The organism is Burkholderia sp. AU30280 (assembly GCF_020420125.1).
In the GTDB taxonomy this organism is placed as follows: domain Bacteria; phylum Pseudomonadota; class Gammaproteobacteria; order Burkholderiales; family Burkholderiaceae; genus Burkholderia.
Genome location: NZ_JAIZRY010000008.1, coordinates 352953 through 367623, shown reverse-complemented (window position 1 = coordinate 367623; position 14671 = coordinate 352953). Strand labels below are relative to the sequence as shown.

Annotated in this window: 3 protein-coding genes; all 3 read right to left on the bottom strand. The window is 69.3% G+C overall.

Annotated elements, in window-relative coordinates; all coding sequences use genetic code 11:
• Window positions 1–58: 58 nt before the first annotated feature.
• Genes LGN17_RS20700 through LGN17_RS20690 form a run of 3 tightly spaced genes read right to left on the bottom strand, consistent with a single transcriptional unit; the run spans window position 59 to window position 14663 of the window.
• On the bottom strand, window positions 59–9154 hold the full coding sequence (locus LGN17_RS20700) for a non-ribosomal peptide synthetase (protein WP_226198425.1): 9096 nt from the start codon (window positions 9152–9154) through the stop codon (window positions 59–61).
• Window positions 9151–13059 carry a non-ribosomal peptide synthetase gene (locus LGN17_RS20695; protein WP_226198424.1) on the bottom strand — a complete coding sequence of 1303 codons (3909 nt, stop codon included), beginning with the start codon at window positions 13057–13059 and terminating at the stop codon, window positions 9151–9153. The genes LGN17_RS20700 and LGN17_RS20695 overlap by 4 nt, the downstream gene beginning before the upstream one ends.
• Window positions 13047–14663, bottom strand: a complete 1617-nt coding sequence (locus LGN17_RS20690) for an MBL fold metallo-hydrolase (RefSeq protein ID WP_226198423.1) — start codon at window positions 14661–14663, stop codon at window positions 13047–13049. The genes LGN17_RS20695 and LGN17_RS20690 overlap by 13 nt, the downstream gene beginning before the upstream one ends.
• Window positions 14664–14671: the final 8 nt, after the last annotated feature.

The following is a 14671-nucleotide window of genomic DNA, read 5'->3' as shown; positions in this document are numbered from 1 at the left end:
CCTTGAGACGTTTGGTTCACCTGAAACAACCCGAAGCAGCACGCTCGGCGGGCCCGCATCACGTCTTCTCCTCGAGCGCGTCGTCGGCGGTGACCTCGGGCGCGCGCTTCAGGCGCAGGCCGACCCGGACCCGTGGGCCGGCGGCGGGCGCATCGTCGGAGAGCGCGATGCGATCGACTGGCGTAGCCGGATCGCGGCGGAAGACGTCGTGGATCGCGAGCAGCCGATCGCGCATCGCGGCGATGGTCGACGGGCGGAACAGGTGGGTGTTGTAGATGAACTGGATCAGGTGCCGGCCTTCGCTTTCCACGACCTGGAAGGACAGGTCGAACTTGGCCGTCGTGTCCGCCTGCGAGAGGTCCGTGATGCGGAGGTCGGGCCGCGGCGCCGGCATCGACACGTAGTTCGCTTGAATGTCGAAGATCGGGAAATGGCCCGCCGGGGTGCGAATCTTCAGGTCCTCCAGCAACACGTCGAACGGATAGGACGCATGCGCCAGCGCGTCCGCGGAGGCTTTCGCCACACCGTCGATCACCTCCGCGACGGTCGCGGATTTCCGCACCGGGACGCGCAGCACGACGGTGTTGAGGTACACGCCGATCTGCGATTCGAGCTGCTCGCTGTCGCGCCCGGCCGACACGCTGCCGATGACGATGTCCTCACGCCCCGTATAGCAGTGCATCAGCACGCAGAACGACGCGAGGAGCACCGCATGGAGCGACGTATGGTGAGCGCGCGCCAGCGTCGCGAGTCCCGCCGCCTGCGGCTCCGGTAGCTCGACTTCGAGCGTCTGCCCGGCATGACCGGGCCGCTCGGGGCGCGGGAAGTCCGACGCCAGTTGCAGGCGGGGCAGCGGCGGCGCCAGTTGCCCGAGCCAGTACGCGCGATGCGCGGCGGCGCGCGGACCGGCGAGGCTCGCGTTGTGCCACGCGGCGTAGTCGCGATACTGGATCGACAGCGGCGGCAGGTCGCGTCCCGCATACAGCGCATGCAGGTCGTCGGTCAGCACGCGGATCGACCAGGCGTCCGATATCGCGTGGTGCATGTTCAGCAGCAGCAGATGCTTCGCCGGCGCGAGCCGGACCAGCTTGACGCGAAAGAGCGGCCCCGTCGCGAGATCGAACGGCTGCGCGCTTTCCGCGCGAATCAGCGCATCGATCGCCTGCGGCCCGGCGTCGTCCGCGAGATCCTGCTGCTCGACCCGGAAACCGGAGGCTTCGCGGGTGAGGATGCGTTGCCGCAACTCGCCTTCGATCATCGCAAACACGGTGCGCAGGCTCTCGTGGCGATCGACCAGCAAGTCGAACGCACGGACGAGGCGCGTGGTGTCGACGGCGCCGTCCAGTTGCAGCGCGCCTGCCATGTTGTACGTGGATGGATCCGCGCTGCGGCTGGCGAGCCAGATCCGCTTCTGGGCGCGGGACACCGCGTAGGACGGTTGCACGGCCAGCGCCGGGATGAGCGCATCGTTGGCGTCGGCGGTGGCGCCGTCGGCAGGCAGGGACGCCAGCTTCCGCGCGAGCGCACGCGGCGTCGGCGCATGGAAGATGTCGGCGACCGCGACGTCCAGCTTCAGTTCGCGCCGGATCCGGCTGACCATCTGGATCGCCTTGAGGCTTTGGCCGCCATGCTCGAAGAAATCGTCGTCGACGCCGTTCGGCCGGCGGCCCAGCACCTCGGCGCAGATACGCAGCAGCGCCGCTTCGACCGGCGTGCGCGGTTCGGCCGCCACGCCGTCGGGCACGGACGCGGCCTCCGGGAGCGGCAGCGCGGCGCGGTTGATCTTGCCGTTCGGCATGACCGGTAGCGCCGGCAGCAGCATCACGGTGTCGGGCACCATATGCGCGGGAAGCTGTTCGCGCAGGGCGTCGCGCAGGCGTTGGGGCGTCCAGCCGGATCCCGACGCATAGCCGCACAGGGTCATGCCCGCATCCGGCGTCTCGCGGGCGACCACGACGGCGTGGGAGATGCCGGCGAGACCGGTCAGCGCGGCTTCGATTTCGCCGAGCTCGATGCGATATCCGCGGATCTTGACCTGGAAGTCGCGGCGGCCGAAGAAGTGGAGATTGCCGTCCGCCCCGAAGCAGCCGATATCGCCGGTGCGATACAGGCGCGCGCCCGGTTCCGGACTGAACGGATCGTCGCGGAACACCGCCCGGGTGCGGGCTTCGTCGAACAGGTAGCCGCGCCCGACGCCGACGCCCCCGATGCAGATCTCGCCCTTGACGCCGGCCGGGCACGGATTCATGTCGGCGTCCACGACGTAGAGGCGCAGGTTCTCGATCGGCCGGCCGATCGGAATCGCCGGCAGATCCGGCGCATGCGTCATGCTGTAATGCGCGACGGAGTCCGACGCTTCGGTCGGCCCATAGGCGTTGATGAGCCGGACCGCCGGATTCAGGCGGAACCAGGCTTGTACGGACGCGGGCTGCAGCGTTTCGCCGATCGTCAGCAGCGTTTCGAGGTGCGGGAAGGCCGGTGCCGCGTGCCGTTCCAGTTCGCCGAGAAAGGTCGCCAGATACGACGGCACGAATTGCATCGCCGTGATGCGGTCGCGGTGCAGGCTGTCGATCAGGTGCGCGGGCTCGAGGATCAGGGCATCGGGATAGATCACCGTCGTGCCGCCCGACGCGAGCGCCGCGAAGCACTGCCAGACCGAAATGTCGGAGCAGTGCGAAGCGGTCTGGGCGACCGCGCTCCGCGCGCCGAGCCCGACCCGGCGCGCCATCGCGAGCACGTGATTGAGCATGCCGCGATGTTCGACCATCGCGCCCTTCGGCTGGCCGGTCGAACCCGACGTGAAGATCACGTAGGCGAGGTCCGCGGGCCGGCAGCGCGGCGTCGGCGCTTCGGCATCCTGATGGGCGGGCAGGCGAGCGGGATCGACCCGCGGGATCGACGCCAGCGCCGGCGGCGGCTGGCAGTCCGTGCCGACGATGACGGCCGGCCGGGCCAGCGTCAGGAGGGTCTCGACCCGCTGGGCCGGATAGGCCGGATCGACCGGCACATACGCCGCGCCGCACTTCCAGATGGCCAGGATCGTTTCCAGCATCAGCGGCGAGCGCGGCATCCAGACGGCGATCCGGTCGTCAGGCTGGAGCGGCGCTGTCTGCAGCAGATGCGCGGCGATCCGGCCGGCGCCTTCGACGAGGTCCCGATAGGTGCGCACCTCCGTGCCGCAGCGGATCGCGATGCGCTCCGGGTGCGCGGCGGCGACGGCCTCGATCAGGTCGGGCAGCGTCCGGTCGGACGGCACCGGCGCGAACGTATCGTTGCCGCCGTGCAGGATCGCGTCCCGCTCGGCGGCGGTGAGCAGCGCAAGGCTGCGGTTCGGGCGATCCGCCGCGCCGGCCAGGCCGGTGAGCAGGGTCTCGACATGGTGCAGCAGGCGGACGATCGTGTCGCGATCGAACCGGCCGTCGTCGTACAGCACCTGCAGCGACAGGCGCTTGCCCGGCGTCACGACCAGCGTCAGCGGGTAATTGTTCGGATCGGACACCTGGAATGCGCCGATCCGCAGGCCGGGCAGCGCCTCGGCCAGCGCTTCCTCGACCGGATAGTTCTGGAAGATGAGCAGGCTTTCGAAGAGCGGCACGCCGGGCGGCAGGCCGGCGAATTTCTGGATGTCGGCCAGCGGATAGTGCGCATAGTCCTCCTGCTGCGCGAGATCCATCTGCAATTGCGCGAGCCACGCGGACGTCGGCCGCGCGTCGATGCGCACGCGCACCGGCAGCGTGTTGATGAACAGCCCGACCATTTCGTCCGACGCCGGCAGCGACGCCGGCCGGCCGGACACGATCGTGCCGAACACGACGTCCGGTTCGCCGCTATAGCGGCTCAGCAACTGCGCCCACGCGCCCTGTGCGAGCGTGTTCAGGGTGAGGCGGCTGGTTTGCGCGAAGGCGACGAGCCGTTGCGTGTCGCTTTCGGAGAGCAGTAGCGGCTCTTCCACGTAGGCGCCCGGCGCGGCCGTGCCGTCGAGTTCGGGGCGGCCCAGCACGAGCGGCGTCGTCGCCGGGAAATCCGCCAGCTTCGTCTTCCAGAAACGTTCCGCCGCGGCGGCGTCCTGGCGTGCCAGCCAGCGCACGTAATCGGCGAAGGCGGGCGGCGCGTCCCGCTCCCGAGCAACTTCGGCCGGCGGCGCCTGATACGCGGCGGCCACTTCGCTCAGGAGCCGCGCGGAGCTCCACCCGTCGAGCAGGATGTGGTGATGGCTCCAATGGAAGCGCCATGCGTGATCGCCCACGCGGAACAGCGCGAGCCGCATCAGCGGGGCGCGGGCAAAGTCGAAGCCGCGCGCCCGGTCTTGCGCCACGTAGGCTTCCCAGCGCTGTTCGGCTTCCGCGGCGGACGCCGCGCGCAGATCCTCGTCGTGCCACGGCAAGTCGATGCGGCGATGCACGACCTGCACGGGGCTTTCGATGTCTTCCCAGTGAAACGAGGTTCGCAGGATGTCGTGCCGGTGCGCCACGGTATCCCACGCGCGGCGGAACCGTTCGGTGTCGAGCGCCCCGTCGATCGTGAAATTCAGGCTGCTGAAGTACGCATCCGACGCGGGTTCGTACAGGCTGTGGAACAGCATGCCCTGCTGGGTCGGCGTGAGCGCGTAGACGTCGGCGATCTCGTCCGGCCGCACCGAGGCCGGCGCCTGCGGCAGGCCGGTCGCGGGCCGGGACGAGGCGGACTCCACGGCGTGGCCGGCGACCAGGGTGTCGAGCGCCGCGATGTAGGCCTGCGCGACGCGCAGGATGGTGTCCGTGTCGTGGCAGGCCCGGCTGAACTCCCACGCAACGTGCAGGCGGTTGCCGGTCACGTAGGCGTTGACGTCGAGCAGGTGCTCGCGCCGCTGGTTCGCATGGCGGCCGTCGCCGCTTGGCTCCGCGGCCTGTTTCCAGTCGCGTGCGGCGGCGAACAGCTGGTCGGTCTGGCCCAGGTAGTTGAACAGCAGTGGCGGCTGCGGAGCCGGGCCGTCGAGCCGGTCCTGCAGCAGGCCGTAGCTGATGCCCGCGTTCGGCACGGCGCGCAGCTGCGTCTTGACCGACGCAATCAGGCGCGCCGGATCGTGCGAGCCGGCATCGACGGTCAGCACGACCGGGAAAACCGACGTAAACCAGCCCACCGTGCGCGAGATGTCGAGGTCGTCGATCAGTTCCTCGCGCCCGTGCGCTTCGAGATCCAGCAGCACGTCGGCGCAGCCGCTCCAGTCGCTGACGGCGCGCGCAAGCGCGGCCAGCAGCAGGTCGTTGACCTGCGCGTCATGGGCGCGGGGCGCGGCGCCCAGCAAGGCCGTCGTGGCGGCTTCGCCCAGCTCGACCACGATCGTTTCGGCGGACGACACGGTATTGGCGTCGGCGGACGCATCGCGATCGAGCGGCAGGCCGGGCAGCGCGGCACGCGCGAGGGCCTGCCAATGGGCGAGGTCGGCGTCGGCGGCGCCGGCGCCGGCCCAGTTCGAGATCGCCCGGGTCCATGCGGTCCAGGTCGCGCCGCCGCCCGCGAATTCGGGCGCCTTGCCGTTGCGCAGGCGGGTATAGGCGTCGTACACGGTTTCGAGCAGCGCGCCCCACGACACGCCGTCGACGACCAGATGATGGGCGACCAGCAGCAGGCGGAGCGAACGGCCTTCGTCGAGGCGAAACAGGTCCGCGCGCACGACGGGGCCGTCCGCGAGATTCAGGCTCGCATGCGACCGCGCGATGTGCTGCGCGAGCTGGTCGCGCGCAAGGTCGGACACGACGACGGGCACTTCCGGATCGTCGACGACTGCCTGGATCCAGCCGGACGCACCCGCGCGAAAGCGCAGCCGCAGCGCGTCATGCCATTTGGCCGCGTGCCGCAGCGCCTGGCGCAGCACGACCGGATCGAAATCCGCCGGCACCTCGAGCAGGACCGCCTGGTTGTACTGGTCCGGGTCGTCCTTGCGCTGCGCGAAGAAACGCTTCTGGATGGGCGTGAGCGGCAGCGGGCCGGACGACGCGACGAACTCGGCCGCGCCGACCGTGCCGCGCGTTGCCACGGCGGCGAGTTCGGCGACCGTCGGATGCTGGAAGATGAGCCGGGTGGTGATCTTCAGGCCCGCCTTCGCGGCCAGCGACACGATGCGCATGCTCAGAATCGAGTCGCCGCCCAGCGCGAAGAGGTTGTCGTGGATGCCGGGCGACGGAATGCCCAGCGCTTCGCCCCAGATGCGGCACAGCAGCGTCTCGGTCGGCGTGCGGGGCGGCGTCGGCGCATGTGCCGTGGCGGCTAGTCGTGAGCGCTCCAGCGGCGGCAGCGCCTTGCGATCGATCTTGCCGTTGCCGCTCAGGGGCAGCGCGTCGAGCACCACGTAGATGCCGGGCACCATGTAGTCCGGCAGCGTGGCGGACAACGCGGCGGCAATCCGGGCGTCGCTCAGCGACGCGCCGTCGCGGAACGCGACATACGCGCACAGCGCGGCGCGGCCGGCTTCGTCGCGATAGTCGAGCGCGGCCGCCTGGCGGATTTCCGGAATGGCGGCCAGCGCGTTGTCGATCTCCCCGAGCTCGATGCGGTAGCCGCGGATCTTCAGTTGATGGTCCTTGCGGCCGTGCAGCACGATCGTTCCGTCGGGCAGGTAGCAGCCGATGTCGCGGGTGCGGTACAGGCGGACGCCGCGCTCCGGATGGAACGGATCCTCGACGAAAGCCTCGCGCGTCGCGGCTTCGTCGTTCAGGTAGCCGCGGCCGACGGCGACGCCGGACACGCAAAGCTCGCCGGGAATCCCGATCGGGCACAGGTTCATCTGCGGGTCGACGACGTAGATGCGCACGTTGCGGATCGGCTTGCCGACCGGTACGTAAGGCGTGGCCGGCGCGCACGTCATGCGGTGCTGGGCGATGTCGTCGGACGCTTCGGCCGGACCGTACGCGTTCACCAGCGGGATGTCCGGGAACGCGTCGAACCACTGTTTCACCAGCGCCGGGCTGACCATCTCGCCGGTGACGAGCAGGTGCCGCAGGTGCCGCATCCGCGCCGGCTGCTCCGACGCGCGGTCGAGCACGGCGGACAGATAGGACGGCACCAGTTCGAGGATGCCGATCCGGGCGGTTTCCAGATACGCGACGAAGCTCGCGGGGTCGCGAATGCATTCGTCGTCGACGATCACGGTCTTGCCGCCGACGAGCGGCGCCGTGAAAAATTGCCAGACCGAAATATCGAAGCAGTGCGGCGCGGTTTGCGCGATCACCGACGACGCCGAGATCGAAAACTCGTCGATCTCGGCGAGCATGTGATTCAGCATGCCGGCGTGCTCGACCATCGCCCCTTTGGGCTTGCCGGTGGAGCCGGACGTGTAGATCACGTAGGCGAGGCTGTCGGGCGACACGGGGCGGCCGGGATTGGTGTCGTCGCCGGCGTCGGTGACGGCGTCGAGCGACACGACCGGCGCGATCCCGGCCAGCGCCGCGGGGAGGAGGCCGTCGCAGGTCAGCACGAGGGCGGCGCCGGAATCCTCGAGAATAGTGCGGATGCGGGCCGCCGGATAGTTGGGGTCGATCGGAACATAGGCGGCGCCGCACTTCCAGACGGCAAGGATCGCCGCCATCAAGTGCGCCGACCGGTGCATGCAGATCGCGACCCGCGCGTCCGGCCCCAGCTCGGCGGCGGCCAGCAGGCGGTGCGCGATGCGGTTGGCGCGCGCGTTCAGTTCGCCCGCGCTCAGGACGCCATCCCGGTACTCGACCGCAGGCCGCTCCGGGTGATCCGCTGCGGCCTGCTCCAGGCGATGCACCACGGTGAGCGCGGCGTCGAACGGCACGGCGGTGTCGTTGAAGGTTTCCAGCAACTGCCGGCGTTCGGCCTCGGGCAAGATCGGCACGCGGCCGAGCAGCCGGTTCGGATCGGCCGCGAACGCGTCGAGCGTCGCGGCCACGTGGCCCAGCATCCGCTGCATCGTGTCTTCATCGAAGCGCCGCGGGTCGAACGACAGTTCCATCTTCCAGTCGTCGCGCGCCGTCACCACGAATTCGAGCGGAATGTCGGCGCGGTTGTAGAGCGCCACCTCGTCGACCGCCAGCCCGTGCGCACCATGCGTCAGGGACGCGTCGAGCGGGTAATTCATGAAGGTGATGTTGCTCTCGAACAGCGGCATCGTCGGCGGCACTTCGCTGCAGCGCTGGATGTCGGGCAACGGGGTGGACTCGAACGGCGCGCGGGCGGCCACGCGCGCCTGGATCATCTTCAGCCACGGCACCAGCGGCTGCCTGGGGTCGACCCGCACCCGCACCGGCACCGTGTTGATGAACAGGCCGAGCATGGTTTCGATCCCCGGCAGGTTGGCGCCCCGCCCGGACACGACGGCGCCGAACACCACGTCGGCCTCCCCGCTGTAACGCGACAGCACGAGCGCCCAGGCTGCCTGCGCGAGGGTATTGAGGGTGACGTGATGGCGGGCCGCGAATTGCCGCAGGCGCGCGCTCAGGTCGGCCGACAGGTCGGCCTGCACTTGCGCGAGGCCCTGGCCGAAGCGCTCGCCCGCGTCCGCGCGCGCGGCCGTGGGCAGCGGGGTCGGCGAGCGGAACCCTTCGAGATAGCGCGTCCAGTATTGCCGCGCGGCTTGCGGCTCGTGCTGCTGCAGCCACTGGATGTAGTCGCGATAGGGGCGCACCGGCGGGAGCGCCGGCGGCACGCCGCGCGCGAGCGCGCCATACACGTGGAAGATCTCCTCGATGACGAGCGACAGGCACCAGCCGTCGGCGAGGAGGTGATGGTGGCTCCAGCTGAACAGGTAGGCGTCGGCGGCGACGCGCGCCAGGCGGCAGCGCACGAGCGGCGCGCGATCGAGCGCGAAGCCCTCCGCCAGGTCGTGGTCGAGATGCGCGCGCCACCGCGTGCGCTGTTCGTGTTCCGGCAGGTCGCGCCAGTCGTCCTGCACCCACGGCAGCGTGGCGTGCGCGTGCACGACCTGCATGGGCTTGTCGAATTCTTCCCAATGGAACGACGTGCGCATCACCGGATGCCGATCGACGAGCTGCTGCCACGCGGCATGAAACAGCGCGGGATCGAGGCTGCCGGTGATCCGGCAACTGAGCTGGTTGAAGCTGCTTCTCGTGCCGGGTTCGTGCACGGCATGGAAGAGCATCCCCTCCTGCATCGGGGAGAGCTCGTAGATATCGGCAATGGTGGGGGATGTCACGATTTGATCCTTGAGACAAGGGCGTCCAGCGCTTCCTGGCTGATGCGCGCGGCCGGAAAGTCCGACGGGCTCAGCGCGCGCGGGCCGTCGCCGCTGGCCGCGACGATCGACAGCAGGCGGCTGCGGTAGCACTGCGTCAGCTGCTCGATGACGCCGGGCGCGCAGGCCGCGCGGTTGTAGTGCCAGGTCAGGCGCAGGCGGCCGTCGAACACCATCCCGTCGATCTCGAACAGATGGCCGCGCCGCGCGCGCGGGCTGTGCTCGGGACTCTGGAAGTCGAGCACCGGCTTCCAGCCCGTGTCGTCGGGCAGCACGCGATCGACCTGGCCGAGATAGTTGAAGCGCACCGGCGCCGGCGGCTGCCGCTCCAGCGCGGCCGCGATGCCGGCGTCGTGGCCGAGGTAGCGCGCGATGCCGTAGCCGAGCCCGCGCATCGGGACCGCGCGCAGTTGCTCCTTGACGTGGCGCAGCGCGTCGACCGCCAGCGTGGCGTCGCCGGCGTTCAGGAATACCGGGTAGTGGACGGTGAACCAGCCGATCGTGCGCGACGTGTCGACGCCGTCGAAGAGTGCCTCGCGGCCGTGGCCTTCGAGATCGACGACCAGCGACGCGTTGCCGGTCCAGTCGCCGAACGCGAGCAGCAGGGCCGTCAGCAGGACTTCGTTGATCTGCGTGTTGAACGCGCGCGGCACGTCCTGCAACAGCGCGAGCGTCTGCCGCGCGTCGAACTCGACGACCGTCGAGCCGGCTTCGGCGACGGTGCCGACCGGCATGTCGTCGAAGCATGCCGGCTCGCCGGCGTGCTCCTGGAGCCAGTAGTCCAGCCCGTCGAGCTTGGTCGCGCCGAGTTCGGACAGACGTGTCGACCAGTCGCGCCAGGCTGTCGTCCTGGCCGGGAGCTGCACCGCTTCGCCCGCTTCGAGCTGGCGGCACGCGGTGTACAGGTCTTCGAACAGGATGCGCCACGAGACGCCGTCGATCACCAGGTGATGCGCGACCACGAGCAGGCGCTGCGACGCGTCGGGACCGAACTGGAACAGGTGCGCGCGCAGCAACGGCGGCGCCGATAGCGTGAAGCTCTGCTGCATGCCGGTGGCGGTCGCGAGCATCGCGGCCTGCCGTGCGGCGGGCGCCGCGTCCGCCAGCGACGTGACGCCGAGCGGAATGGCCAGCGGCGGCGCCGCATGCGACTGCCGCCACGCACCGGCGACGCATTCGAAACTCAGCCGCAGCGCGTCGTGATGCGTCGCGACGGCCGCCAGCGCGCGCTCGATCGTGTCCGGCCGCAGCGACGCGGGCACCTCGATCATCGTCGACTGGTTGTAGTGGTGCGGATCGGCCAGGTCCTGCGCGAAGAACCAGTGCTGGATCGGCGTCAGCGAGGCGGGGCCGATCACCGGCTCCTGTGGGATACGGATCGACGGCGCCTCCGTCGCTACCTGGGCGAGTTCGGCGATGGTCGGATGCGCGAAGAACTGGTCGGCGCTGAACTTGAGGCCGACTTGCTGGGCCAGCGACATCACCTGGATGATCAGGATCGAGTCGCCGCCCAGTTCGAAGAAATTGTCGTGCACGCCGATCGGCTCGCGGCCCAGCACGTCGGACCAGATCTTGCCGAGGCGCGCCTCGACGTCATTGGTCGGCGCAACGTACGCGGTTTCGCTCGGCGCGGGCGCCAGTTCCAGCGCGGCGAGCGCCTTGCGGTCGGGCTTGCCGTTCGGCGTCAGTGGCAGGCGTTCGAGCGTCACGATCGACGCCGGCACCATGAACTCGGGCAGCCGTTCCTTCAGGTGTTCCCGCAGGCTGGCGACGCTGGCCGTCGCCGTCGCGACGCAGGCCACCAGCTGCTTGTGCTGCGGCGCGTCCTCGCGCACGAACACGATCGCGTCGGCGACATCGGCGTGCTGCCTGAGCGCCGCCTCGATCTCGCCCATTTCGATCCGGTAGCCGCGAATCTTCACCTGCGCGTCGCGCCGCCCGGTGACTTCCAGGTTGCCGTCCGGCAGCCAGACGCCGAGGTCGCCGGTGCGATAGAGGCGCTCGCCCGCCTCGAACGGGTGGTCGACGAACGCGTCGGCCGTCAGGTCGTCCCGGCCGACATAGCCGCGCGCCAGCGCGATGCCGGACACGCAGATCTCGCCCGTGCAGCCCTCGGGGGCCAGCGCCCCGTGCTCGTCGAGCAGGTACAGGTGCGTATTGCGGATCGGGCGGCCCACCGGCAGACGCGCCCCATAGGCGATGGCAGGGTCGACCACGTAGTCCGCGATGCACACGGTTGCCTCGGTCGGGCCGTACGAGTTGTGGCACGTGCGGGTCCGGGCCAGCTCGCGCAGATCCGCCACGCGGGCGTTGTCGCCCGCGCTGATGACCCGTGTCACGGTGCCGAGCGCGTGCCAGTCGAGCGCGGCGAGATAGGCCGGCGTCGCGTTGAGGGTGGTGACGCCCTGCTGCGCGATGAACTCGACGAAACGCGGGACGTCGCGGATCACGGCGGTCTTCGCCAGCACCAGGCGCGCGCCCGCGAGCAGCGTGACGAAAATCTCCATGATCGAGCCGTCGAAGCCCGGCGAGTAGAACTGCACGAACCGGTCGGCGGCATCGAAACCGAACGCGTCCACGTGGTACTGCGCCATGTTCAGGAGCCCTGCATGTTCGAGCACGACGCCCTTGGGCACGCCCGTGGAGCCGGACGTGTAGATGATGTACGCCGCATCGTCCGGCCGGACCTCGACCTGCGCCGACGCGGGCGCCAGCGTGTCGAGCTGGAAGTCGAGGGCGAACATCGGGATCGCCCAGAAATCGGCGAGCAGCGGCAGGTGTTCCGAGTGCGTCAGCAGCGCCTTGACCTGCGCATCCTCGATCATGAAGCGCAGCCGTTCCCGCGGAAACTCCGGGTCGAGCGGCAGATACACCGCGCCCGCCTTGAGCGCGCCGAGCATGCCGACGATCCAGCGCTCGGAACGGTCGGCCACCACGCCCACCACGTCGCCGCGTTCGATCGCGTATTCCGCGAGCAGGAAGCTCGCCAGCCGGGACGCCTGGTCGTCGAGTTCGGCATAGGTCAGCGACGCGTCGGCGGTTGCCACGGCGATGCTGTCCGGCGCGGCCGCGACCCGCTGCGCGAACTGTTCGAGGAAGGTTCCCCGTGTTGCGACGGGCGCCGCCTGCGAACGCAGGCGCGCGCACTCTTCGTCGTCGAGCAGCGAGACGGTGTCGAGCGCGGCGTCCAGTGCGCCGAAGCCGGCCACGACGTTGCGCAGGTGCCGCGCGAGATGCTGGAGATAATGCAGCGTGAACACCGTCGGCCGGCCCGTCAGCGCGATCTCGTAGCGCTCCCGATGCCGGATCTCGATCGACAGGTCATGGTCCGCCGACACCCAGGCGTCGTGAAGGCCGTCGAAGCGCACGCCGACATTGGTCGCGCGCCGTTCGCCATGCAGCTTGTGCGCGAGCGCGGCGATCGGAAAATCCTGGTACGAATAGCTGCGCTGCACCCGGTCACGCAGCTGGTTCAGGTACGCGCGAACCGTGGGGCCGGGCTCGCCGGCGTCGAGCAGCGGGACGGCATCGGCCGGATCGCTCGCGGGTCCGACGATCAGGCGCGGCGACGCCACGAACAGGCCGGCCGCGCCGTTGTAGCGCCCCAGCACGCGGAACAGCGCGGCCAGCAGCACGACGAACGCGCCCAGCTCGTTGCCGGCGGCGAGCTTCTCCAGCACCGGCGCAGCGTCGCCGTCGAGCGCGAACGTCAGTGTCGGCGCGGGGCCGTGCGGCAGCGCATACGCCTGCCACGCCTGCTGAAGGCGGAAGTCTTCGTCGATGCGGCCGAGCGCGTCGCTCCAGAACGCCACGTGTTCCTGGTATTGCCCGCTGGTCGAGAGCGCGTTGAGATTCAGTTCTGACAAAGCACGATCTCCCTCTGCGCGTACAGGATTTCGGAAGCGATGCCCTTGGCCTTGCAGTGCGCGACGAACTGGGTGGACTGGATGTGGCTGGGCGAGTTTTCGTCGAAGGTGTTGTCGAGGAGGTGGTTCAGCCACGGCTCCTGGCCCATCGCGTAGACATACGCCGCGTTGAACGGGAAATCGTCCACCAGCGCGGCGGCTTCGCCGAACTGGCAGCCCCGCGCCCGGCGCGACTGATCGATATCGCGCGGCAGCGACTTGGGAAACAGCGGGCCGTAGACCCACGACGGCGGCGCGCCCTCGGTTTCCATCCCGACGAACAGCGTGTCGGGCTTGCCGGCGAGGCGGAAGACATGCTCGTAGAGGCGCGGGTCCAGGTTGCACGAATCGGCGATGCACAGCACCGAACGCGAGCCGAAGCGGATCATGAAGCTCTGCTTGCTGTGGATCGCCAGGTCGTTGTGTTCGCCCAGGAACGGAATGGCGGTGATGGCGCCGTTGGGCAGCTTGATTTCCTGCGCATCCCGAACTTCCAGCACGTCGTCGAAGCCGAGCTTGCGCAACGCCAGTTCCATCGACGGATCTTGCGGAAAGCCGTCGAGATTCCGGCCGACCACCACGGTCTTGACCTTGTGGCGAAGCTGCAGCAGCGTCTCGAGGACGATGTGATCGTGATGGCTGTGCGTGATCAGCACGTAGTCGATCTGGTCCGGCAGGTCGGCGAACGTGTAGCGCGGCAGCGCGGTGTCGTAGCCGTAGCTGATCACCGGATCGATCAGGATGCTCACGCCCCGGCTCTGGATCAGCACGCACGCGTGGCCGTAGTAGCGGATGCGGATGTCGTCGCCGTCGAACGAACGGTCCGGTTTCGGCGCCGGCGCCGCCTCGACGAAGAACGAGCGGAACAGCGGCTCGTCCTTCTCCTCCACGCGCATCAGGTCGACGATTTTCGCGTAGCTGCCGGGCGTGTCGCGCATGCGGAACAGCGCGTCGAGCGCGCGGTCGTCGAAGGCCATGTTGCTGAACACCGTGCGCGCGTCGCTGAGCCGCGGCGTGCTGAGGATGAATGGCCGGGGCGTGTTCTCCTCGATCGCCGACAGCGCGATGCTCTGCGCATCGCGCGCATAGAACGGGCTCGCGTACAGCAAGCTTTCGAACACCCGGAAGGACGGGTTGTGGTTCAGGTCGTAGTAGATCTCGACATAGCCCTTCAACACCTCCGGAATCTCGGGGTAGAGCGGGTCCGACGCCATCCCCCTGGCCTGTTCCAGCAGCAGCGTCGAGAACGCCTTGTAAGCCTTCGCCAGTTCCAGTTGCCGGGTCGCGCGTCGGGTGGTCTGCTCGATCAGCGCGCGGATTTCGTCGACGCGCTGGCCGCCCAGGTCGAGGAACGGCCCGCCGCGCATCGCGGGATCCTTGCAGGCCGCCGCATGCATCATCGGCGACGCGGCATAGGACTTCAGCAGCGGCAGGAATCGCTCGGCCACGTTGAGGGCGGCGGTCAGCGGCGGAAGCGTGTGATACCACGCGTACCAGCTGTTGATCAGCGGTTCGAACTGGATGTTGGGTCGCAGGTAGACCTGCGTGCTGGACGAAATAGTCAACGAAGGCT